The organism is Allolucifera butyrica (assembly GCF_900476375.1).
In the GTDB taxonomy this organism is placed as follows: Bacteria; Bacillota; Negativicutes; order Sporomusales; family UPPP01; genus Lucifera; species Lucifera butyrica.
The window spans coordinates 1-21,684 of the sequence record NZ_UPPP01000086.1 but is presented as its reverse complement, the minus strand read 5'-3'; the positions used below and the strand labels follow the sequence as shown (position 1 = coordinate 21,684).

20 protein-coding genes and 1 pseudogene are annotated in these 21,684 nt (G+C 44.4%); 19 read left to right on the top strand and 2 right to left on the bottom strand.

The features are described from left to right. Nucleotides 1-20: 20 nt before the first annotated feature. From LUCIF_RS26555 to lgt, 13 genes are all read left to right on the top strand, one after another. Nucleotides 21-1,163: a phosphatase PAP2 family protein gene (locus LUCIF_RS26555; RefSeq protein WP_207857978.1), complete on the top strand. Its 1,143-nt coding sequence runs from the start codon at nt 21-23 to the stop codon at nt 1,161-1,163. Nucleotides 1,164-1,292: 129 nt separating this feature from the next. Continuing rightward, a complete protein-coding gene (locus LUCIF_RS17520; RefSeq protein ID WP_165866046.1) occupies nt 1,293-2,462 on the top strand; it encodes an MGDG synthase family glycosyltransferase in 1,170 nt (389 codons plus the stop codon). A gap of 71 nt (nt 2,463-2,533) precedes the next feature. Continuing rightward, a complete protein-coding gene (locus LUCIF_RS17515; RefSeq protein WP_243638754.1) occupies nt 2,534-3,157 on the top strand; it encodes a TVP38/TMEM64 family protein in 624 nt (207 codons plus the stop codon). Between the two features lie 342 nt (nt 3,158-3,499). Next, complete coding sequence (locus LUCIF_RS17510) at nt 3,500-4,660, top strand: MGDG synthase family glycosyltransferase (protein WP_122629181.1); 1,161 nt, start codon at nt 3,500-3,502, stop codon at nt 4,658-4,660. 57 nt (nt 4,661-4,717) lie between these two features. After that, entirely contained in the window at nt 4,718-5,026 is a 309-nt protein-coding gene (locus tag LUCIF_RS17505; RefSeq protein ID WP_122629180.1) for a hypothetical protein, read from the top strand. 369 nt (nt 5,027-5,395) lie between these two features. Next, complete coding sequence (locus LUCIF_RS17500) at nt 5,396-5,863, top strand: class I SAM-dependent methyltransferase (RefSeq protein ID WP_165866045.1); 468 nt, start codon at nt 5,396-5,398, stop codon at nt 5,861-5,863. 272 nt (nt 5,864-6,135) lie between these two features. Then, nucleotides 6,136-7,623: a sensor histidine kinase gene (locus LUCIF_RS17495; RefSeq protein WP_122629178.1), complete on the top strand. Its 1,488-nt coding sequence runs from the start codon at nt 6,136-6,138 to the stop codon at nt 7,621-7,623. Further along, entirely contained in the window at nt 7,620-8,321 is a 702-nt protein-coding gene (locus LUCIF_RS17490) for a response regulator transcription factor (RefSeq protein ID WP_122629177.1), read from the top strand. Before LUCIF_RS17495 ends, LUCIF_RS17490 begins: the two co-directional genes overlap by 4 nt. Nucleotides 8,322-8,603: 282 nt before the next feature. Continuing rightward, entirely contained in the window at nt 8,604-9,851 is a 1,248-nt protein-coding gene (locus LUCIF_RS17485) for an efflux RND transporter periplasmic adaptor subunit (RefSeq protein WP_122629176.1), read from the top strand. After that, nucleotides 9,848-12,961, top strand: a complete 3,114-nt coding sequence (locus LUCIF_RS17480) for an efflux RND transporter permease subunit (protein WP_122629175.1) — start codon at nt 9,848-9,850, stop codon at nt 12,959-12,961. The genes LUCIF_RS17485 and LUCIF_RS17480 overlap by 4 nt, the downstream gene beginning before the upstream one ends. A gap of 147 nt (nt 12,962-13,108) precedes the next feature. Continuing rightward, the gene (locus LUCIF_RS17475) at nt 13,109-13,741 is read left to right on the top strand and encodes a hemerythrin domain-containing protein (RefSeq protein ID WP_122629174.1); all 633 of its coding nucleotides are present in this window, start codon (nt 13,109-13,111) and stop codon (nt 13,739-13,741) included. A gap of 239 nt (nt 13,742-13,980) precedes the next feature. After that, nucleotides 13,981-14,385: a heavy-metal-associated domain-containing protein gene (locus tag LUCIF_RS17470; RefSeq protein ID WP_243638753.1), complete on the top strand. Its 405-nt coding sequence runs from the start codon at nt 13,981-13,983 to the stop codon at nt 14,383-14,385. 14 nt (nt 14,386-14,399) lie between these two features. Then, nucleotides 14,400-15,227: a prolipoprotein diacylglyceryl transferase gene (lgt, locus tag LUCIF_RS17465; protein ID WP_122629173.1), complete on the top strand. Its 828-nt coding sequence runs from the start codon at nt 14,400-14,402 to the stop codon at nt 15,225-15,227. Between the two features lie 108 nt (nt 15,228-15,335). On the opposite strand, the gene LUCIF_RS17460 is transcribed toward lgt, so the two are convergent. Together LUCIF_RS17460 and LUCIF_RS17455 are read right to left on the bottom strand one after the other, a co-directional pair. Further along, a complete protein-coding gene (locus tag LUCIF_RS17460; RefSeq protein WP_122629172.1) occupies nt 15,336-16,001 on the bottom strand; it encodes an amino acid ABC transporter permease in 666 nt (221 codons plus the stop codon). Beyond that, a complete protein-coding gene (locus tag LUCIF_RS17455) occupies nt 15,988-16,785 on the bottom strand; it encodes a transporter substrate-binding domain-containing protein (protein WP_122629171.1) in 798 nt (265 codons plus the stop codon). The genes LUCIF_RS17460 and LUCIF_RS17455 overlap by 14 nt, the downstream gene beginning before the upstream one ends. Nucleotides 16,786-17,089: 304 nt before the next feature. Between LUCIF_RS17455 and LUCIF_RS17450 the strand changes: the two genes are divergently transcribed. The 6 genes and pseudogenes from LUCIF_RS17450 to LUCIF_RS17425 all read left to right on the top strand — a co-directional run. After that, nucleotides 17,090-17,383 carry a hypothetical protein gene (locus tag LUCIF_RS17450; protein ID WP_126720609.1) on the top strand — a complete coding sequence of 98 codons (294 nt, stop codon included), beginning with the start codon at nt 17,090-17,092 and terminating at the stop codon, nt 17,381-17,383. Nucleotides 17,384-17,532: 149 nt separating this feature from the next. After that, nucleotides 17,533-17,646 (top strand): SHOCT domain-containing protein, encoded by a 114-nt coding sequence (locus LUCIF_RS26550; protein ID WP_207857971.1) that lies wholly within the window; start codon nt 17,533-17,535, stop codon nt 17,644-17,646. A gap of 106 nt (nt 17,647-17,752) precedes the next feature. Then, nucleotides 17,753-18,307, top strand: a pseudogene (locus tag LUCIF_RS17440) (LemA family protein). 116 nt (nt 18,308-18,423) lie between these two features. Continuing rightward, nucleotides 18,424-19,590, top strand: coding sequence for a sensor histidine kinase (locus tag LUCIF_RS27515; protein WP_207857969.1), 1,167 nt, complete (start codon nt 18,424-18,426; stop codon nt 19,588-19,590). A 101-nt stretch (nt 19,591-19,691) separates the two neighbouring features. Continuing rightward, complete coding sequence (locus tag LUCIF_RS17430) at nt 19,692-20,309, top strand: class I SAM-dependent methyltransferase (RefSeq protein ID WP_122629169.1); 618 nt, start codon at nt 19,692-19,694, stop codon at nt 20,307-20,309. 615 nt (nt 20,310-20,924) lie between these two features. Beyond that, a partial coding sequence (locus tag LUCIF_RS17425; protein ID WP_243638752.1) for an NRAMP family divalent metal transporter occupies nt 20,925-21,684 on the top strand: 760 nt, incomplete at its 3' end.

Here is a 21,684-nt window from a genome sequence, read left to right as displayed (position 1 = left end):
TTGGGGGGATCGAATTGAGGTTGGGACGAATATGGAAATCTGTCGTTCTGGGTTGTCTCGTTTTAGCAGGCTCGCTGGCCATAGTGCATAGTTCCGGCGTCGCCGAATACCCCGACGTTTTTTCCCATAAGGATATTAGCATTGAGCCAAATCAGGTGATCGAAAGGCTGTTGGTTGCCGGCGCCAATGCTACGGTGTCCGGAACCGTAAAAGACGGTATTGTACTCATCGACGGCAATCTGCGTCTTATGAGGGAAGCCCGGATTCAAGGAAGCATTGTCGTGCTGGGTGGTCATGTTATGCGACAAACTGGTTCGCAGGTGGATGGATATGTGATCCATGTTCCCCCGCAAGGCTTTCCCCTACTAAAAATAGTGATTGGATGGCTATTTCTGATTGCCGGGTTGAGCTTAATCCTTCTGCCCCTCGTTTTGTGGCTGCTTTTTTCTTTAAGCAAACGGTTTTCTGTTTATGAAAAGGCAAAGAAGTGGTTGTTTACTGTCCAGGATCGATGGCCGATATTATATATCGCGCTGACCCTGGGTCTTAGTTGCAGTATGTTGCTATTATTTTCAATACTGGCCTGGGAAACGATGTTTCGTCATGCAATGGGGGTTTTTGACAATACCTTCATTTGGCTTGTACGCTATTTTGCCAATCCGACGTTAGACCATATCATGATTGCCATTAGTACCCTGGGGTATGGCTTTTCTTATGCAGTGATTGTTACAACGTCATTTGTAGCTTTGGCAGTTTATCGACGGTGGTTGGAATTGGGGGGGTTGGCACTCAGTTTCGCTGGCGGGGCGGTGCTGAACTTTGTATTGAAAAATCTGTTTGAGCGTACCCGGCCGGACGCATTTCATCTGGTAACGGCAGCGGGATATAGTTTTCCCAGCGGACATGCCATGGTCTCGCTATGTTTTTATGGCATGCTGGCTTTCTTATTGGCAAGAAATGCACAAACCTGGCCATGGCGCTATTTTGTAGGAGTAATAACGATGCTCTTAGTTGTGGCAATCGGGATCAGCCGTATTTATCTGGGAGTTCATTATCCCAGCGACGTCGTCGCCGGGTACTCTGCCGGCACCATGTGGCTATTGTTTGTCATTTCCCTTCTAATGTGGTGGGAGCATGAACGGGAGGAAAAGATGGAAAAATAACAGATGTCGATATGGAAAGAAAAGATAATAAGCGGTGTTTGAACTTTTCGTCAGATGGGATTGTCTTAATATAATATTGGGAATTACAATATATATATATATAATTACAAAAATGACAGGAGGATGACGATGGTTTCCAACACAAAAAATGTCTTATTCGCCATCTCCGACACCGGAGGCGGTCATCGGAGTGCCGCTACCGCATTAATGGCCGCTTTGAGCAGCCAAAACCATATGAAGTGTACGCTGGAGGATTTTCTCAAAGCTACCGGGGTTCCCGTCCTCAGATCGGCACCGGAAATATACGACTATTGTTCCCGCAAGCAGCTATGGCTCAATAACTTGTTTTTTACTAAAACCAACAGTGTAAAACGGATTGGTCTGATGACCAGGTTCGTATTTAGTAAGGCCTTTCTGCGGATAGAAAGGGAACTCGACCGGATCAATCCGGCTTTGGTGGTATCGACTCATCCCCTGGTAACCGGGCTTTTAGTTGCCGGTCGAAAGGATCGTCGCGCTGTCTGGCCAATTGTCACGGTGGTGACCGATCTGGTCACGATTCACGCTTCCTGGGCTACACCCGGTGCGGATCTGTATCTGGTGCCTACGGAAGAGGCTTATCAATCCCTTATCCGGTATGGGATTGCAGGCAGCCAGATCGTTATTACCGGATTTCCTGTTCACCCCAAATTTAGTTGTAACCAGCTTACTCGCGCCGAGGCCCGCAGGGCTCTGGGCGTTGATCCAAACCGGTTTTCCGTACTCTTAACCGGTGGCGGGGTGGGAGCGGGGAATATGGCCAAATGGATCAAAGAAATTGAAAAGAATTGCCACGATAAGCAGATCATGGTAGTCGCGGGACATAATAAAGAGCTATTTGATCAACTGCAGAGTGTGAAATCCAGGTTTGACAGCCTGCAGGTATACGGCTTTGTCGATAACATGGAGGTCCTGATGGCCGCCAGCGACATTATTATTAGCAAAGCCGGACCCGGCACGATAATGGAGGCGGCGGCTATGTCCCGGCCGCTGATTATTACCGAAGCGGTTGGAATACAGGAAAGTGGTAACATTCATTATGTGGTCAACAATCAATTAGGATACTTTTGTTCCGACCCGTCCGAGGGCACTCATATCATCAATAATCTGGCCGAGAGAGGCTTCGATGATTCGAATGTACGGAGACCGCCGAACGATGGTTCGCTACGTATTACCTCTATCATTGAACGGCTTATCGCCAGCTCCCCGGAGAATAATAACGGTATATTTTTAAATACCGCTTTATTTCGAGGCGCTTAATCGCCTTTGCAAGGCAGGCCTAAGGGTCTAATTTCATGAATCGACTGCTAAACAGGGGAGAAAAATTGAACGTGTATAAATATAGTGGGACTATTTTATTATTTCTAGTACTCATTATTTGTGTGGCAACTTTTTTTTATTTTGATAGGCGTGACGAAATTTCCTACGTCATTCGGGCATGGGGATTTAGGGGAATTATTATCGCCATTGTTTTAATCGGGCTTATAAGCACAACCCCTATCCCCACGGAAAGCCTGATGGTATTATATTTGAAAATTTATGGACTCTATCTGGGAATTTTATACTCATGGATTGGTTTTATTATCGGTTCGCTCATTATCTTTATAATTGCCCGCGGTTATGGACAAGCGCTTGTGCGAAAACTAATTGCGGCAGATCAAATCAATACAGTGGACTCATGGGTTAAAAGAAAAGGTACTATGGGCTTGTTGATAGCACGATTACTTCCCGTTCCGGCCTTTGCTGTTAATTATATCGCCGGTGTAATGCCGTCGATGAAATTATGGCCTTACCTTTGGACTGCCATAATATCTATGGTGCCTTACTATGTCAGCACCGGATTTATATATTTGTTTGCTACCAGGAAAGCATGGCAATGGCTAATCTTAGGTAGTCTTATCATGATAATTTTTTGGAGCCTTAGTTTCGCTCTGAACAAAACAAAAACTTCATGATCTGTGAGAGACTTGATTGCCGCAGTCGAGATACAAAACTAGATTCGGAAATTCTCAAATATTTGTTATGGATTGATAGGTATACCACAAATAGGTAGACTTATTTTTTTATGTATAATATTTTCCATAAAAAAATATTCTTTTCTCGTAAACTTTTTACCTGTTTGATTTGTCTTTCATATTGAGACACAAAATTTTAAGTGAGAATCTGAATTATTTAATATCCGAGGCATGTGACGGTGATAAAACGGCATTTGGCAAGCTGGTGGAACTAATAGATGAAAATGAGATAATGTCTTAGTATGGTAGCGAGGAAAACTAGAGAGTAGTGAGGAGATCGACATGCCTGACATAAACGAAAGAGTACTAATCATTTCGGCATCCATCGGGGCAGGGCACAATCAGGCGGCCAAAGCATTGAAAACAGCTTGGGAAATCCAATTTCCCCACGATAGTATCTATATTGCTGACTTCATGTCGGAAGCAAATTCGCGGTTTAATCACCTAATCAAGGAATTATATTTGAAAACAATTACTGTTTCGCCGGAGATATATGATATTCTGTACCGCTGGACGCAACACACCCGGTCAACAGCCAAAGTCCAGGATATTTTCTTTTGGGCGATGCGGTTAAGTGTGGCTCGTTTGGTTAAGCAGCATTGTCCAAGTTTGATTATTTGCACTCATCCGTTTCCTTGCGGCGCAATGGCTTACCTGAAACGCAAAAAAAGACTGGAGATTCCCGTTGTAGACGTAATCACTGATTTTTCGGTTCATCCTATTGGGATAAACGCGGAGGTTGATCAGTACATCATAGCAGATCCTGAGTTAAAAGTCCCACTGATTGAGCAAGGTGTTTCCGCTTCACGGGTTGTTGCTACAGGAATCCCCATCCACCCTCGCTTTGCATCGGCGCAGGAAGTAGCGGAAAGTCCGGTGAAGGTGGATAAAACAAAGCCTGTCCTGCTCATTATGGGGGGCGGTTTAGGATTAGGACCATTAGTTGAATTCCTATTGTTCTTGAATCAGGTAACATTACCCCTTGAGATTATTGTGGTGGCCGGAAAAAACCCCGTTTTATACGAAAATTTACAGACGTTGGCGGCGCAGTCGCCACATAATGTCTATGTGCTTGGCTATACGGAGCAGATTATGGAATTGATGAGAGTATCCGATATCCTTATTACCAAGCCGGGCGCGCTTACTGTTAGTGAGGCGCTGGCCGTTGGACTGCCAATGCTTTTCTACGAAGCCATTCCTGGACAGGAAATGGATAATGCCAGGTTTATTATTAATAAAGGGGCTGCCTGTTGGCTAAAAGACCTAAATGGTGACAAGATAGGCAGACAATTAACTAAACTATTGAAGAATCCCAGTGAACTGGCAAAAATGCGACACGCCGCAGCCCAAATTGGCCGCGCCCAAGCGGCGCTAGATGCGGTGAATGCCATCAACAATCAATTTGTGAACCGTTTGAATGCTTTCGCTGTTAAGAATATATAAGATTATGCCGATAATATTAATAGTGCCCATTAATCTATGGGAAAGGAGGTGTTTAAGATGGCCATATCAGCAATAAATAACCAAGCAAGTCAGATCGCAAGTTTAACTAAATCACTAAGCAATTCAAACATATCAACAATGGTTACTTCAACCGACCCCACTACTTTGCAAAATCAGATAAGCAAATTCTCAAGTGCAATAACCCAATTGCAAAGTCAAGGTGGAAGTTCACAGCAGATCCAAAAACTTCAACAAGCAATGCAAACTGCTAAAGACCAAATTCAGAAACAACAAGAGCTTGCTGCCGAGAAAGCCGGCAGTCAATCTTCCCAAGACTTTACTAATGGCGTTGATGTAAAGGTTTAGCGTAATTGAAGCCGATTAAAAGGCATTATGATCTTAGATTGACTTCAGTAGAAACATAAGTACAATAATAGTCCGGAAAAATAAGCCAAAGCGTAGCTGTGGCTTATTTTTTCACATTTGCCAAGAGTATTCCGCTTTTCGCAGTAACTGGGAGAAATTAATTATTTACTAATGAACTTTTTATTTTTATTATTGTCTATTATAAACAGAGATGTAATTAACTGATAATATATCAAAACTTTGTTTTCGCAAAGTTTCTTTTCAATCATAAGGGAGATAATTAAAACGATGACAAATCGGACTGTTTTTCTGGAAAAGTTTATTTTAGAACCAAAAAAGATTGGTAGTATTACTCCCAGTTCGTCATTTTTGACAAAAAAAATGTTGGCGACCTTACCTTGGGATAAGATTGAAACAATCGCCGAATTAGGTGCCGGGACCGGAGTATTTACGAACTTCATTGCCCAAAATAAAAGAGAAGCGTGCCGGGTACTTATTATAGAACAAGATTTAGAAATGCGGGAGGCTTTGCAGACTAAGTTTTCTTCATTTTATTACGGAACCAATGCAGAAAAACTGGACGTGCTATTGCAGAGATATGATCTGCCGCAAGTTAATTGTATTGTATCAGGATTACCATTTGCCACTTTTTCCGTAACATTACGTAATGAAATTATGGAGGCAATTAACCGTTCTCTTAAGCCGGGAGGTATCTTTGTTGCTTTTCAATACTCTCTGCAAATGAGAAAAGTGCTGAAACAACATTTTAGTGAAATAGAAATTGAGTTTGTTCCATTAAACCTGCCACCGGCATTTGTTTATCGTTGCCAAAAATAAGAAAGGTTAAAATGAATGAATACATTCACCTGCCACGCCTCTGGTTGGGTTTCCCGACATGCGCACACGGCAGGTTTTTTAAAAAAAATAAATTTTGGAAATCGTTCAATCCTGTTTAGAAATTGTTTAAATTTTATATCTATACTAGGACTTAGCAAAAGAAGAAAAGAGACATTTTCGGTTGCATTTTGCTAGTCGGTATGAGAGCAGCATAATAAATGCTGAATTTTGTAAAATGGTAAGGTTAAATTGCTAAAAAAGGCGGCATATTTATGGGAATCCGGGATTTATCTGTTAGAAGAAGATTGATGTTTTCCAATTTTATGATGATTTTTATCCCCGTGCTACTGATCTTGATCATTGGTACGAGTGTGCTGCTGGGATTACGGCTGACTGGTAACATGCGGCGAAGTGAGATTGCCCTGTTATGGCCGGAAATCGGACCGACGTTATCGATTCAACTGGCGGTTAGTTCTTTGCGTGAGCAAGTCAATCGTTCGGAGGGTCCCAAGATGAGAGAGTTGCGGGAAGCTTGTCAGGCTTTAGAAGAGCAGGGAATTCAGGTGGCGGTCGTGAAGGGCGGCGAGATTCTTTATGTAACGCAGGGGTGTGATGCGTCAACAGTAATGACGAAGCTGGATAAACGGTACACCGGAACCGGGGCTGTTTTTCTTTGGAACGAAAGTGGTTTTGCTTTTCGATATGAATCAACGAAACGTGCTATGATAGCAGTTGCCGTAGGGAATGTGCCGTTTCTTGCGCGGGGAGGAATCTTGGAGTCAATTTTTAAAAATTTTTTAACGATCATAGCATTTGTTGTCGTTGGCATTACTGTATTTATCATCGTGGTTACGGGCGTATTTCTTTCCCGCCGGTTATCCAAACAGCTTATAAAGCCTATAGAAGAATTGAGCCATGCTGCCGGTGAAATCAGTCGCGGCAATTTGGATTATGCGATTCCCACAGAGGGGAAAGATGAGCTGGGAGCTGCCTGCCGTGAGTTCGATCAAATGCGTATGCAGCTTAAAGCAGCAAGGGAAGTACAGGAAAGATATGAGAAAAACCGGAAGGAGCTTATAGTCGGCATTTCGCATGACCTTTCTACGCCGCTGACTTCCATCAAAGGGTACACAAGCGGTCTTTTAGATGGTATTGCAAAAACCGCTGAGAAAAAAGAGCATTATCTCAATATGATTTATCAGACAACTTGCAATATGGAAAAACTTGTGGAAAGTCTGTTTTTATTTTCTAAGCTTGATCTTGGACGAGTGGAATTTTGCCTGGAAGCAGTGCGGTTGCAAGATTATCTTACGGATTATGTGGCTGAGAATGCCGACAGATTGCTGACAAGAGGATTGCGGCTGACGCTTAACTGTCAGAGTGTAAATTCTCAGGTGCGAATTGATCGTATCCAATTTCAGCGGGTGGTAGAAAATTTAGTGGAAAACAGCTTGAAATATAAGCGAGGCGAGGTCGGCAACTTGACGATTTCGCTTAAAAACGAGGCCGAGGGTCAACTACGTCTGGAGTTTGCTGATGACGGCAAAGGAGTTGCGGCGCCGGAGCTATCAAAACTTTTTGACAGTTTTTACCGTACGGACCAGGCGCGGACAAATGTCGGCAAGGGGAGTGGTTTGGGGTTGGCAATCGTAAAGCAAATTATTACAACCATGCAAGGGGAAATCTGGGCGGAAAACGGCGAAAACGGAGGCCTGACCATCTGCATTTTGTTGCCAATTGCCGGGGAGGAACGAGCATGAAAAAGATTTTGATTGTAGAAGATGACACCGGAATTTTAGAATTGGAACGGGATTATCTGGAAGCAAATGGCTTCACCGTGGAAATTGCCGCTGACGGGAGCCGGGGATTGCAAAAGGCGTTGGCGGAAGATTACGCGCTGATTCTGCTGGATATCATGCTGCCTGGACAGGATGGTTTTCAGGTATGCCGTCAGGTGCGTGAGCACAAAAACACGCCGATTCTCATGATATCAGCGCGGCGGGAGGATTGTGACAAGATTTGTGGCTTTGGCTTCGGTGCGGATGATTATATTGTGAAGCCGTTCAGTCCGAATGAATTGGTGGCGAGGGTAAAAGCGCATATTGCGCGCTATGAACGGTTGACTTGCGGGGAAAATTCCGACGGCAAGATATTGCGCTGCGCCGGTTTGGAGATACAATTGGATGCACGCCGTGTTTTTGTAAATGGCGAAGAAGCAACGCTGAAGAATCGGGAATTTGAACTGCTGGCATTTTTAGCGGAAAATCCGGGGATCGTATTCAGTAAAGAAAGGCTCTTTGATCGGGTTTGGGGGATAGATGCCATAGGAGATACCGCTACGGTAATGGTTCATATTAACCGTATTCGCGAGAAAGTTGAGCCGGATTCAGTTCATCCGGTTTACATTGAGACGGTTTGGGGAACAGGCTATCGCTTTCGTAAGTTTTGCGCTTCGTAGTGGTATTAATGAAAGAGCTATTTTGCCAAAGCTTTTGGTTGGCAGATAGTTTCTTTTTTTTGTACAGCAGAATGTAGTCTTTGGCAAAGTGATTCTCGAAAATTTTTTAATTCTGTTTAGAAAAAGTTTAAATTTAGTATCTATACTAAAACTATTAAATGAAGAGAGGATCTTAACGAATGGTTAACGGTAAAAAATCGTTGGGCCGTGTGGCCGTATCATTGGCTTGGCGATAGCTGTTAAGTAGTAGTTTTTGAATCATACAGGTGAGGAGAATTATTAATGAATTATCGATCTTTAAAAAGCATCAATAAATATAAGTTGCTGCTGATTTCCGGGTTCGTTTTATTTTTTTGCCTAGGAATTGTAATTTTTAATCAGGTAAAACAAAAAAGTGCAGTTGGAGCTGGCAACGCTAAGAATAAGCAAACAACAGTTGATGTACTTACGGTAAAACGGGGGAACTTGATCAAAAATATCTCGCTTACAGGCCAAACAGTGCCTAAATCACAGGTGGATATTGCTGCAAAATATTTAGGCAAAGTAGTTGCGGTAAAGGTTGATTTGGGGCAATCGGTATCAGAAGGGCAAATTCTCATTGTACAGGATACCAAGGATATTGATAATTCCATTCAGCAAAATCAGGCGGCGTATCAACAGGCTGCAGCCGATGCAGTAACAACAGAGGTATCGGTAAATGCAAATTATAGTAAAGCACAAGCCGATTATCAACGTGCTCTGGACAGTTATCAACGCTATAAGATGCTATATGCGGCAGGGGGAATTTCTAAAGAACAGTTAGATACCAATTCACAACAGTTGACGGCTGCCAAAACGGCCTTGGATATTTTAGCCAATCAGATGAATTCCGGCACAGCAGCTTCTGTTACTTCCGCGCAAGCGGCGGCCGCGAAAGCACAATACAGTGTGAACGCCATGCAAACCCAACGGGACGATTTAATTTTACGCGCACCGTGTTCCGGAGTGATTGGGTATCGGCAGGTAGAAGTCGGTTCGATGGTGACTGCAGGACAAAAATTGTTGAGTATTGTGGACAATAGTGAAATTTATGTAGACTGTCAGGTAGCTCCGGAAGACTTACCCGCTTTGAAAGCAGGCATGAATGTAGAAGTACAACTGGATGCATTAGGAAAAACACTGCCGGGCAAGGTTATTTATATCAGTCCGGCCAGTGATTCCCAGACACAGACATTTTCGTTACGCATTGCCTTGGATAATCCGGGTCCGGAAGTAAAAGGCGGTATATTTGCGCAGGCAAATATTGCTAGTGTCTTACGTAAAAACACATTGGCAGTTCCTAAAGAGGCTGTATTAGAAAAAAGCGGCGAGACTTATGTGTATGTAATAGATTCTCAGAATAAGGTGGAAAAGCGGGTTGTTCAGGTAGGAGTCAGCGGGGATCAAAATGTAGAAATTCTCAGCGGTCTCACTGAAGGAGAACAAATTGCAGTCAGTAATTTGTCTCGGTTAGCCTCAGGCATGGTAATCAACCGGGGTGGCAATCAATGAACATTACGCGCTTTTCCATTCAGAAACCAATTGGCATTACTATGATTGTCATGCTGTTCGTTGTACTGGGGCTGTATAGCTTTTACCGCATTGGCGTCGAATTGCTGCCGGCAGTAAATACGCCCTATGTAACAGTGACGGTAAATTATCCGGGAGCCAGCAGTGAACAGGTCGAACAAGATGTTATTAAACCTTTGGAAAATTCCTTATCTTCTTTATCCAATCTGAAACATATGACTTCTAATGCGATGCCGGAGGTTGGCAAAATTAGTCTGGAATTTGAGTTCTGGGCTAATGCCGATACGTGCGCCATTGATGCGACGAAATATGTAAATGCCGTACGCAGCAAACTGCCGTCAGGGGTGCAAGAACCGGTTGTTATCAAACGTGACATCAATGCGACTCCGATTATGGAAGTTTCCGTTCTGGCAGATAAACCGCTGGGGGAAGTATACACTATGGCGAATAGTGTATTTATCGAAAAATTACAGCGTGCCAGCGGGGTATCCGATGTACAACTTGATGGGGGACGGGATAGGGAAGTAGCCGTCGAAGTTGATAAAAACAAGCTGTCTTATTATAATATTTCGTTAAATCAGATTGTAAATCGTATTGAACAAGAAAATATGTTAACTCCGGCGGGGTCGGTATTTCACAATAATAAAGAAACCAATGTGCGGTTAACTGCACAATATACTTCACCTGCTGATATGGGAAATATTTATGTTACCAGCATGAATGGGAATGCTATACCGTTGCAAAACTTAGCTGCCATCAGGGAGCAAGATGCCCGGGTAAGCCGGTATGCACGGAGTAACGGGCAAGACGTAATTTCCATGAGCATTTACAAAAACAGTGACGCCAATCTGGTAGATACCGCGCAGGCTGTGAAGGGACAGTTGGATAACCTGCGCGCTCAGTATCCGGGTTATCAATTCCTAGTCATCACTGACGCCTCCCAGTATGTAAAAAATTCATTGAACAACACGTTAGAAGCGCTCATTGAAGGCTTGTGCACCACCAGTTTAGTATTATATCTTTTTTTGCGGGGCTGGCGTTCGATGCTAACGGTATTAGTGGCGATACCGACATCGCTTATTAGTACTTTTTTTGCCATGTATTTTGCCGGATTCACTTTTAACATGATGTCGTTAATGGGGATGTCCCTGTGCATTGGAATTCTGGTGGATGATTCGATTGTTGTATTGGAAAACATTCATCGTCATTTGCAAATGGGCAAAGAGGCCAGCGTGGCAGCAGAAGAGGGACGGACCGAAATTGGTATGGCGGCTATTGCAATTACGCTCTGTGATGTTGTGGTATTTATGCCGATTGCGTTTATGAACGGTATGACCGGGCAATTCTTCCGGCAATTTGGATTGACTATTGTGTTTGCTACGTTATTTTCGATGTTTGTTTCTTTTACCCTAACGCCTATGCTGGCGTCGCGTTTGTTTAAAAATGGTCTTCATGAACCGCAAGGCCCTATTTGGGATTTTATGAATAAGCTGGAAACCGGGACGATTGGTCGATATGAAAAACTGCTGCGCTGGAGTTTGGCTAATGGGAAAAAATTAGTAGCTATGGGGCTGTTGTTCTTTTTGGCGGCTATTTCGCTGATTCCTACCGGCATCATTGGATTGGAGTATATGCCCAAAACCGATGAAGGAAGTTTTCGTATCAACATTCAAATGCCCGTAGGTACGGATATCGACCTGACGAATAAGAAAGTCAAGCAAATAGAAGATTATATCAGCACCATTCCCGAGGTGATCCACTATTTGTCAAGTGTGGGTTCCGGCGGTGGAAACAATGGGAGTCTTAGTGTGCAATTGACCAATCAAAGAAACCGGAAGCGGAGCATATGGCAAATTACCGACCAAGTCCGCCAATTTATCAAACAGCAAATCCCGGAAGCTAACGCCCAAGTTAGTGAAACCAGCAATTCGATTCCCGGAATTTCAGGTGGGGGCCACCCAATACAAATTGGACTCTATTCATCGGATCTGAATAGCCTTGTAAAAGCGTCTTATCAAGTACAACAGGTATTGACCAAAGTTAATGGAGTAAAGGACATTGTTAGTTCCTATACGGAAGGTATGCCGGAAATGCGGCTAGTTGTTAATCGGGAGAAATTAAAATTCTACAAGACTTCAGTCAATGATGTAAATAATGTATTTACCGGGGCGATTGCCGGCGCCCAAGCAGGATATTTTACTAATGATCCAATGAACAATGGCCAAGATACCAAAATTTATGTGCGTCTTAAAGGCAGTGACGGTTTTAAGGCTTCGGATATTAGTTCAATTCCCGTACAAACGGCAAATGGTTTAGTCAGGTTAGGCAGTGTGGCGGAGGTCAAAGACGCCGTTGGTCCGGTCAGACTGCGGCGGTATGATAAACAAGAATCCGCAGAGATTCAAGCCAATGTAACAAACCGGCCGCTGCAAGAAGTGCTCAATGAAATTGATAAGCAACTAAAAGCGGCAGACCTGGGTAAAAATGTAACTTATGAATTCACCGGACAAGCGAATAGAATGCATGACACTTTTGCCGAAATGGCACAAGCCTTAGGGTTGTCCTTGTTGCTTGTCTATATGCTGCTGGCGATACTGTATGAATCCTTTTCCACTCCTGTTATCCGGATGTTTTCCCTGCCTTTGGGCTTGATTGGTTCTTTGGTTTTTCTGGCAATTACCCATAATACGATTAATTTGTATTCGCTAATTGGAATATTGGTTATGGATGGCGTGGTGGCCAAAAACGGTACGTTATTGCTTGATTATACACTGACGCTTCAAAAACAAGGGCTCAGTGCTAAAGAGGCGGTCATTGAAGCTGGGAAAAAACGGTTAAAACCGATTTTTATGACAACCTTGACCATGATTGTAGGGATGCTGCCGACAGCTTTAGCTATGACAGCCGGCTCAGAAACCAGGGTTAGTATGGCCTGGGTTATTATCGGCGGACTTCTTTCTTCCACTGTGTTTACATTGCTTATCGTTCCCATTGCCTTTTTGTACTTTGAAAGCCGGCCGCTTTCCCGGTATTTTTATAGGATAGCAGACGTTATAAAAGGAATTCAGGGGAGCATGTCTACAAGACAATAAAATAACTTGCCCAATTTGATTGGAGACCAATGTTGTGGTAACATTTGGGCTCCTCTGGCACTTTCATGTAATTTACGACATAGAATATGACGTAAACGATTAGCTATTTATTCGGCTTACAATGTATCTGCAAAGGTGTGGGAAAGAATGATGCAAGAGCCTTGTGGGCTTTATCAGAAGCAAGAGACAATTTCACCCACAGAAGATTTAATGCGAGAGCACGGTGTGCTAATACGCATTATTTTGATCTACGGTGAGATTAAAGACCGCCTCCTAGCTGAGTGTTCCTATGGCTGGGGTAATATTTTTGACCTTACTATGGAAACAGCAGTGATAGCTCAAGAATTTATCAACAACTATCACCAAAAACTCGAAGAGACGTATCTTTTCCCTAAGTTTTTGCAAGAGCAGCAATATACTAAATTAGTGGCAACATTACTGGAACAACATATGACAGCACGCGCGTTGACTAAGATGATAATGCATTGTGCCAGAATACGAAGTCCTTTCAAATTATGTCAACTAATGGCCGCCTATATCCGTATGTATGAACCTCATTCCGCACGAGAAGATACGGTTCTATTTCCAGCCTTTCGGAAATTAGTCAACCCAGACCGGTTTTATCAGTTAGGACAGAAATTCGAAGAAATAGAGGAACAAAGGTTCGGGGAAAATGGCTTTGAGAATATTGTAAATTGCATAGCTCAAATAGAAGAGGCATTAGGAATTCATGATTTGAGCCGGTTTACCCCGGATTTGCACTTATTTACGTGCAATTAGATATACCGACGATGCATCTTCAAGCGTATGTTTATTAGACTACTAAGAATAATCCAAAACCCAAAGGCGCTCCTTTTAGCCCGAAAGGAGCGCCTTTGGGTTTCTAAATAGGAATTTGGGGCCTATTTTATAACAAAATCAAGAATTCATAAGTTTTTCACAGTATCTTCATAGGAAATGCATAACCCTTTGCTATGATAACATGTGAGCTGACAAAAAGTAATGAAGGAGATGTTCGAATGGACTGGGGCAATATTGGAATATTTCTTGTATTTGGAGCATTTATGTTTTTTATGCACCGGAATGGCGGCGGCTGCTGCGGTGGCGGCAGTCATGGACATGACCATGGCGGACATTCCGGTCACGGCATGAATGGCGGTGGTTGCGGCGGTGAAAGGAGCGAACAGCCGAAAAATCATAATGGACAAACCATCAATACGCAGCAAGCTACCCTGGCGGTAGCGGGAATGACGTGCGGACATTGTGTTCAAAGCGTAGAAAAAGCGCTTTTCGCTATCAAAGGAGTGGTCTCCGTCGACGTTTCATTAGAAACAAACAGCGTGAAGGCGACCTATGATCCGGAGATGACAACTGTCAATGAATTAAAAGCAGCAATACGGAATGCCGGATATAATCCGCGCTAAAAAGGAGGCAAGTTATGCATCCCATATTATTTACTATCGGCAGTCTAAAAATCCATGCCTGGGGGGTCATGGTAGCCTTGGGACTGACCGTCGGATTATTGCTTACGGTCCGTTTGGCGAAAGGGTCAGAATTTACGGCAGAGTTCCTTTCCGATTATGCTTTATATGCTTTGATTGCCGGCTTGCTGGGAGCACGCATCTGGGAAGTGATTTTTTCCTGGCAGAATTTTGCCGGCAATCCGCTGCATGCCTTGATGTTTTGGCAAGGCGGCCTGTCAATTCAAGGGGCGGTCGTAGCCAATCTCCTTTTAGCCTGGTGGTATTGGGGCAAAAAGAAGCTATCCCTCCGCCGGTTTGTTGATTTCGCAGCGCCCGGCTTGATTCTCGGACAAGCCATTGGCCGGGTCGGCTGCTTTCTAAACGGCGATGCCTACGGCAAACCGACCGGTGCCTGGTATGGGGTTGTTTATCAGCCCGGTACGCCGGCGTACCGGGTTTGGGGGGCGACGCCGCTGGTACCGGCGGAGCTGTTTGAGGGCACATTGGATATTGTGATTCTGTTTATTCTGCTCTATGTGTTAAAGCGTAAAAAATATGACGGACAGGTGGCATTATGGTACTTTGTTCTTTATTCGCTGGCCCGTTTTGGGTTGGAGTTTTTACGTACGGACAGTTTAATGATCGGCCCAATTAAAGCGGCTCAACTAACGACCCTGCTTACCGCCGCGATTGCCGGCGCAATATTATGGTATTATAGCAACCGGCCGGCGGCAGTTCCTACCGGGAAGACACCTGAAACGGACCCGGCACCGTTAACAAGAAACAAACGCCTAGTTGGATGATAGATAGCTGGCTTATCCGGAAAGACCCGGTAATCCTTTTTTCTATAAAAAAGTGCGCCCCGTTCTTAGAATCAGGGACGCACTTTTCTCTTTTTTGTTTATATTTCCCTACATACCGGGGATGTGCATTTTTTCTTCCAGCCAGCTTTGTATCTGGCTCATCCCGACGACCATGACCCAGTAAAATAGGGCCAGAGTAATAAAATAAGGCATAAAGATAAAATGAGCTGCGCTTTGTTCTTCAATTTGACGGGTCAATTCCGGGACCGTAATCACCGAGGCCAGAGAGGAAGATTTCAAAACATCAATAAAACTGTTCCAAAGAGGCGGAATAGATATTCGCATTGCCTGAGGAAGGATGATATGGCGTAATGTCTGAACCTTGGTCATACCTAAAGAAAAAGCCGCTTCCCATTGCCCGCGATTGATCGACAAGACCGTGGCGCGGAATATCTCCGAAATATAGGCGCTGAAATGCAGTGAGAGACCCAATAGGGCGGCGGTGGATGGCGTAAGGATAATATGAAAAGTGGTTAGGCCAAAGTAAAGAATCAGCAACTGTACCAATAAGGGCGTCCCCCGGAAAAAGGAGACATACAGCCGTACGGTCCGGTCCAGAGACCGGATCTTAAATACGCGCACTATTGTGATTGCCAGACCAAGGAATAAGGCGCCCGCCATGGCGGCGAAGCTCAAAACAAGTGTAACAAGGGCACCCTCTGCCAAAACCGGCAGAGAGTGCAATATAATGAGCCATTCTTTATCTAATGACATCTTCGCCAAACCACTTTTCCGAGATTTTTTTAAAGGTTCCGTCCGTCTGCATGTCTCGCAGCGCCTTATTAACGGCTGCGACCAGTCCAGGGGAACCCTTGCGGAATACAAAGCCTGTGCGGGAGCTGTCAAAAGTAGAGCCTACTGCTTTTAAATTCCGGTCGGGATTTTTCATTAAGTATTCGGCAACGAACAGGCGGTCATTTAAAGCAGCATCAATTCTCTTTGCTGCCAGGTCAGCCAGTATTTCACTAGCGCCGGTATAATAGCGGACAGTAGCGCCCGCTTTTTTGGCAATTGCTTCATAATTACTGCCTTGACTGACGCCGACGGTCTTGCCTTTCAGGTCAGCAATGGAATGGATTGTTGTCGTATCCTTATGTACGATAATTCTTACGCCCGAAACGGTATACGGGTCAGAAAAATCGTATTTTTCCCGGCGTTGGTCATTAATGCCAACCTGATTGGCAATCAGGTCAAAACGGTTTGCATCAAGACCGGCAAACATGGCCTTCCATTCCGTTGGTACAAACACGGGTTTGACTCCCAGGCGTTTAGCCACTTCACTTATGACTTCAATATCGAAGCCGGTCAAATATCCCTGATCATTTTTGAAAGTAAAGGGAGGATAAGTGCCTTCCGTCCCGATCCGGATAAAACCCTGAGCTTTTATTTTGTCTAATAATGTCCCGGTGGCACGTTCCCGGATGGACGGGGCAGTGCTGCAGCCGGCGACGATACCTACGCCAATAATCAGTATAAAAAGGGCAAATTTTTTTAACACAAAGCATCTCTCCTTATTTATCAAATGGTTAAGTCTCAAATTGAATTTTTTACACCTGTTATCCCTCCTGAGCAAAAAAATAAAACCAAAAGCATAGGCAAAAATGCCTCAGCCTTTGGTTTTTCCAATCGGCGGAACAATTACTTACATTTATAGCACATAGCAGTATCATTGTCAACTTAACATTAAATAAAAAACGGCCCTTTACGCAGAGTCAAAAAACCATTAGTTTTTCACAATGTTTTCATCGGATCTTCACAATGTATGACTATAATAAGACCATAAAACATCCAATGGAGGTTGAATGATGAATCGAAAAATGACCGGTTGGCTTATTGGCAGTATGGTTACGGCGTCGGTTTTCTTTGCTAGTTTTAGTACTGCTATGGCGGCGGAAAAAAACGTTACACCGTCAACTCCCCATATGATGCAGTCTGCCGATGCTGTCAATAGCCAAGCTGCGAACGGCAAAAACGATATGGCGCAGCAATGTATTGAATCCATGAAAATGATGTCGTCTGGTTCAATGCCCGGAAACAACCAAATGGGGCATAGTGCGCATCACGCTAAGACAATAAATAATCGGCAAGAAAAATAAAGTAAAGGGAGGTCTGGCAGATAATGATGGGATATGGCTACAACGGTTCGCTGAGCTGGGTTGGAATGGGATTCGGAATGATTATCCAGCTTGCTTTTGCTGCGCTGGTTACCTGGCGGTGATTTGGATGTATAAGGCGGTTTTTCGTAGTGGGCATTGTACGAATGATAGAGGGCGGTGCCTTGGAAATATTGAGAATGAGATATGCCAAGGGAGAAATTACCAGTGAAGAATATCAACGGATAAAAAGTGAACTGGAATAAATAGGACTTAAAATAAGTGGATTCTAGAAAAAAACCAGGTCATTCCTGGTTTTTTGTATAACGGCTTTGTATACTAGAGGAAAGAATACGTAAGGAGGAACGGCTGATGCCAAAAGTCATATGGATTGGCGCAGCAATCATCGTAGTTTTAGTTTTTGGCGGGATTGTCAGTTATAACAATCTCGTCAATATGAATGAAACTGTGAACGGCAAATGGAGCCAGGTGGAAAATCAGCTTCAACGGCGGGCCGACCTGATTCCTAACTTAGTGAATACCGTAAAAGGATATGCAGTCCACGAGCAGAAAACAATTCAGGCGGTAGCCGATGCCCGGGCCAAACTGGCAGGCGCGCAAGGGCCGGCAGCAAAAGCGGAGGCTAACGGTGAACTCAACACCGCGCTTAGCCGGCTGCTGGTGATTGCCGAAAATTATCCCGATTTAAAGGCCGATAAAAATTTCCGGGCATTGATGGAGGAACTGGCCGGAACGGAGAACCGGCTGGCCGTAGCCCGGCAAGATTATAATGAAAGTGTCTAGGCCTCCAACACGGCGATTCGTTCGCTGCCAACCAGTGTATTCGCCGATCCTTTAGGGTTTGGTCAAAAGGAATATTTCAAAGCCGATGAGGGGATCAAATCAGTGCCGCAAGTGAAATTTTAGATTGAGCCAGGTTTTATCAAACGAGAAAAGAAAATCAATCGCGAATCGAATAGATGATTCATCATGGGAAAGGAAGGCTTCATTACGTGTACTGCAAAGGGTGGTTTGACTGCCGAATGAATAGTATTATTTACCGTATTACGGGACTGACGTTTTTGACCGTGGTTTTGACCAGTTTTCTCCTGATTTATTTGGCTAATCTCCAAATGACGGAGCAATTTAATGAATATCTGGTAGTGCAGCAAATGGAAATGTATCACAGTGGTATGTTGGGACACATAAATGCCGGTAATACCACTAAGACTCTGGTAATAGGGCCGATGGAAGAAACCTTTCTGTCGTCATTCCATCAATCGCTCATTTGGGTGGGATTAGCGATTCTGCTGCTGGGATTAGGGGCCAGCTATGCCCTGGCGCGCAGCATTACCGTACCGCTGCGGAATTTAAGCCGGGCAGCGGAACAAATCGAAAAGGGAAACTTTAATCAAAAAGTACCGGTAGAGACCCGGGATGAAGTCGGCCATTTAGCGTCTATTTTCAACCGGATGGCCGAAGGCTTGATGACAAACACCAATCTGCGCCGCCAGTTATTGGCCAATATCGCCCATGAACTCCGGACGCCGCTGGCGGTAATTCAAGGGAATCTTGAAGGGATGGTGGACGGAGTGATTGAGCCCAGCAAAGAACAGCTCACTTCCTTATATGAGGAAGCCATTCGTTTAAACCGTTTGATTAGAGATTTACGCGATTTATCGCTGGCTGAAGTCCGGCAACTGGTACTGGAAAAATATCCTGCGGATATCAATCAAATCATTAGCCGGGTCGTCACTATGCTCAAACCGTTGACTGAGGAAAAGGCGATTCAGATTGATTGCCTGCTGGCCGCTGAATTGCCGGAGGTCAGTGTAGACAGAGATCGGATAAGCCAGGTACCAGGTATTCTACAATATTTTAGTCAATGCCATCCGGTATTCGCCGGTCCAGGGGCATGTACAGGTAACGACAGCGCTGACGCAAACAGTAAATCAGCGCTGGCTTTGCGCATCCATCCAGGACAACGGCACTGGGATTGCACCGGAGGACGTTCCCATATTTTCGATCATTTTTACCGGGGCGACAAATCCCGCGATCCAAAAAGCGGCGGTTCCGGCCTAGGTCTGGCTATTGTCAAACAACTGGTGGAAATTCATGGCGGTCGAGTAGCTGTTACCAGTGAACCGGGTAAGGGAAGTGTATTTCAGGTCATGCTGCCCGTAGACAGAGAAAATCGGCATTCTGTGTAAGACACGGCTGCCGGTCATAATTTAAAGTTAGCCGTAATAATTTAGGTTGGTAAAATTTAGACGGTGAGACACCTTTATAGTCTAAACAGGGGGATTTCATAATGGATAAGGAAGAGATACTGTTGCAAACGGAAATCATTCGTAACCGGTATAACCGGCGGGCACGGTTTTATGACTGGATGGACCGGATGATCCCGGAGAGTGTACGACAAAATGCCATAACGCAAGCTGTTGGTTCAGTTTTGGAAGTAGGAGTGGGTACAGGCAAGAACCTTTCCCTATACCGGCCAAACTGTGAAGTAACCGGTATTGACTTTAGTCCGGCCATGCTTGCCAAAGCCCGGCAAAAAGTTCATCTGGCGAAAGTACCTGTTACGTTAATGGAGATGGATGCTCAGCATATGTCCTTTCCGGACGGGACATTTGATACCGTGGTAGCGACCTGTGTATTTTGTTCGGTGCCGGATCCGGTGCAAGGGTTGAGAGAAGTCCGGCGGGTTTGTAAGGCGAACGGGAAGATTGTCCTGCTGGAACATGTGCGAAGTGACCAGCCGCTGCTCGGCTGGCTGATGGATGTTCTGAATCCGGTATTCTTACGGTTGATTGGTTCGAATATTAACCGCCGGACCGTAGAGAATGTACGGGCTGCCGGAATTGAGATTCAGCAGGTGCAGGACGTAGATGGAAAAATCGTCAAGCTGATTGAAGCAAGGCCATAATCGGTTATTCATATGAGTACGGTATGATGAGGCTAGCGGAAGTTCATTGGAAAGGAGGGAAGATAAATGTTGCCACTGATTATAGTCCAAACCTTGATTGTCGGCTATTTGCTATATCACCTCATACACCGAATTGACGAATTAGCCAAGCATGGTGAAAGAAAATAAAAGAGTGAAGAAGCATTGTGGGGCCGGGAAAATAGCTCAATAAGTCTGGTAGGCCCTTACAGACTAAAGGAAAGGTTTATAAAAGTGCTTGCCTTCATAAAAAATTCATATTCTTTTGTTATAGTAGTATCGAACTCTTAATCGGAGCATAGCTACCAGACTTCAGTGGCGGGAGTACCATATACTATCATGAAATCTGTTCGCACTTTACCGGCGTATTGTCATTAAGACGGAAAAAGTTCTGTTTTTCAAACGCTGGTTGTTACGGGAGAATAGTAATTAAAAGGAGGGTGCAAGAAAGGTATTTAGCTTTATTTTTTTGTCAATAATTTGATAACGGTTTTCATTATCATACGGTAACGGCAGTGATTTTATTAAGACAGTTGACATGTAATAAACTCAGCAGGAACAAAATTAAGAACAATTTTATTAACGGGGGAGAAAACCGTGAGCAAAAATAGATTGGCATTACCGAAAGAGAAAAAAGAAACTACCTTGAAGAAAAAAGCCTGGCTGGCTTTTCTAGCCGCAATGGGACCGGGTCTTACCGTTATGCTGGCCGATACGGATGCCGGCTCCATCATTACCGCTGCCCAGTCGGGAGCGCAATGGGGCTATAAGCTGTTAGTACTGCAATTATTGCTGATTCCTATTTTGTACTTCATTCAAGAATTGACGACCCGGATTGGCATTACTACCGGACGGGGACATGGACAATTAATCAAGGACTATTTCGGCGCAAAATGGGCCTGGATTTCGGTAATCACTCTGTTTGTATCGGCCATAGGAGCGCTGGTTACCGAGTTTTCCGGTATAGCGGGCGCCGGGTTACTTTTTGGAATTCCGGAATGGGCAAGTGTTGGGCTTGCTGCAGTGTTGCTTATTTTCATTTCTACTACGGGGCGGTATTTACGGGTCGAGAGAATAGCCATCGCGATTGGACTATTTGAACTTATCTTTATTCCTGCGGCGGTCTATGCCCATCCGGAGCCTTCGGCAATAATACAGGCACTGACAGGTTCTCAGCCGTTAGGAAATTCCGGTTATTGGCTGCTTATCGCCGCCAACATCGGGGCAGTCATTATGCCCTGGATGATATTTTACCAGCAGGGAGCGGTTGTCGATAAAGGATTAAGTTCTTCCACGATAAAGTATAGCCGCCTTGATACCGCGCTGGGTTCTGTTGTTACCCAAATTATTATGGCGG

What these genes read in the sequence shown, in the direction of transcription:
- LUCIF_RS17430 (WP_122629169.1), top strand. Translation starts at nt 19,692, where the DNA reads ATGGATAAGGAAGAGATACTGTTGCAAACGGAAATCATTCGTAACCGG.
- LUCIF_RS17475 (WP_122629174.1), top strand. Translation starts at nt 13,109, where the DNA reads ATGATGCAAGAGCCTTGTGGGCTTTATCAGAAGCAAGAGACAATTTCA.
- LUCIF_RS17495 (WP_122629178.1), top strand. Translation starts at nt 6,136, where the DNA reads ATGGGAATCCGGGATTTATCTGTTAGAAGAAGATTGATGTTTTCCAAT.
- LUCIF_RS17505 (WP_122629180.1), top strand. Translation starts at nt 4,718, where the DNA reads ATGGCCATATCAGCAATAAATAACCAAGCAAGTCAGATCGCAAGTTTA.
- lgt (WP_122629173.1), top strand. Translation starts at nt 14,400, where the DNA reads ATGCATCCCATATTATTTACTATCGGCAGTCTAAAAATCCATGCCTGG.
- LUCIF_RS17520 (WP_165866046.1), top strand. Translation starts at nt 1,293, where the DNA reads ATGGTTTCCAACACAAAAAATGTCTTATTCGCCATCTCCGACACCGGA.
- LUCIF_RS17460 (WP_122629172.1), bottom strand. Translation starts at nt 16,001, where the DNA reads ATGTCATTAGATAAAGAATGGCTCATTATATTGCACTCTCTGCCGGTT.
- LUCIF_RS17510 (WP_122629181.1), top strand. Translation starts at nt 3,500, where the DNA reads ATGCCTGACATAAACGAAAGAGTACTAATCATTTCGGCATCCATCGGG.
- LUCIF_RS17450 (WP_126720609.1), top strand. Translation starts at nt 17,090, where the DNA reads ATGATGAATCGAAAAATGACCGGTTGGCTTATTGGCAGTATGGTTACG.
- LUCIF_RS17470 (WP_243638753.1), top strand. Translation starts at nt 13,981, where the DNA reads ATGGACTGGGGCAATATTGGAATATTTCTTGTATTTGGAGCATTTATG.
- LUCIF_RS17480 (WP_122629175.1), top strand. Translation starts at nt 9,848, where the DNA reads ATGAACATTACGCGCTTTTCCATTCAGAAACCAATTGGCATTACTATG.
- LUCIF_RS17485 (WP_122629176.1), top strand. Translation starts at nt 8,604, where the DNA reads ATGAATTATCGATCTTTAAAAAGCATCAATAAATATAAGTTGCTGCTG.
- LUCIF_RS27515 (WP_207857969.1), top strand. Translation starts at nt 18,424, where the DNA reads ATGAATAGTATTATTTACCGTATTACGGGACTGACGTTTTTGACCGTG.
- LUCIF_RS17490 (WP_122629177.1), top strand. Translation starts at nt 7,620, where the DNA reads ATGAAAAAGATTTTGATTGTAGAAGATGACACCGGAATTTTAGAATTG.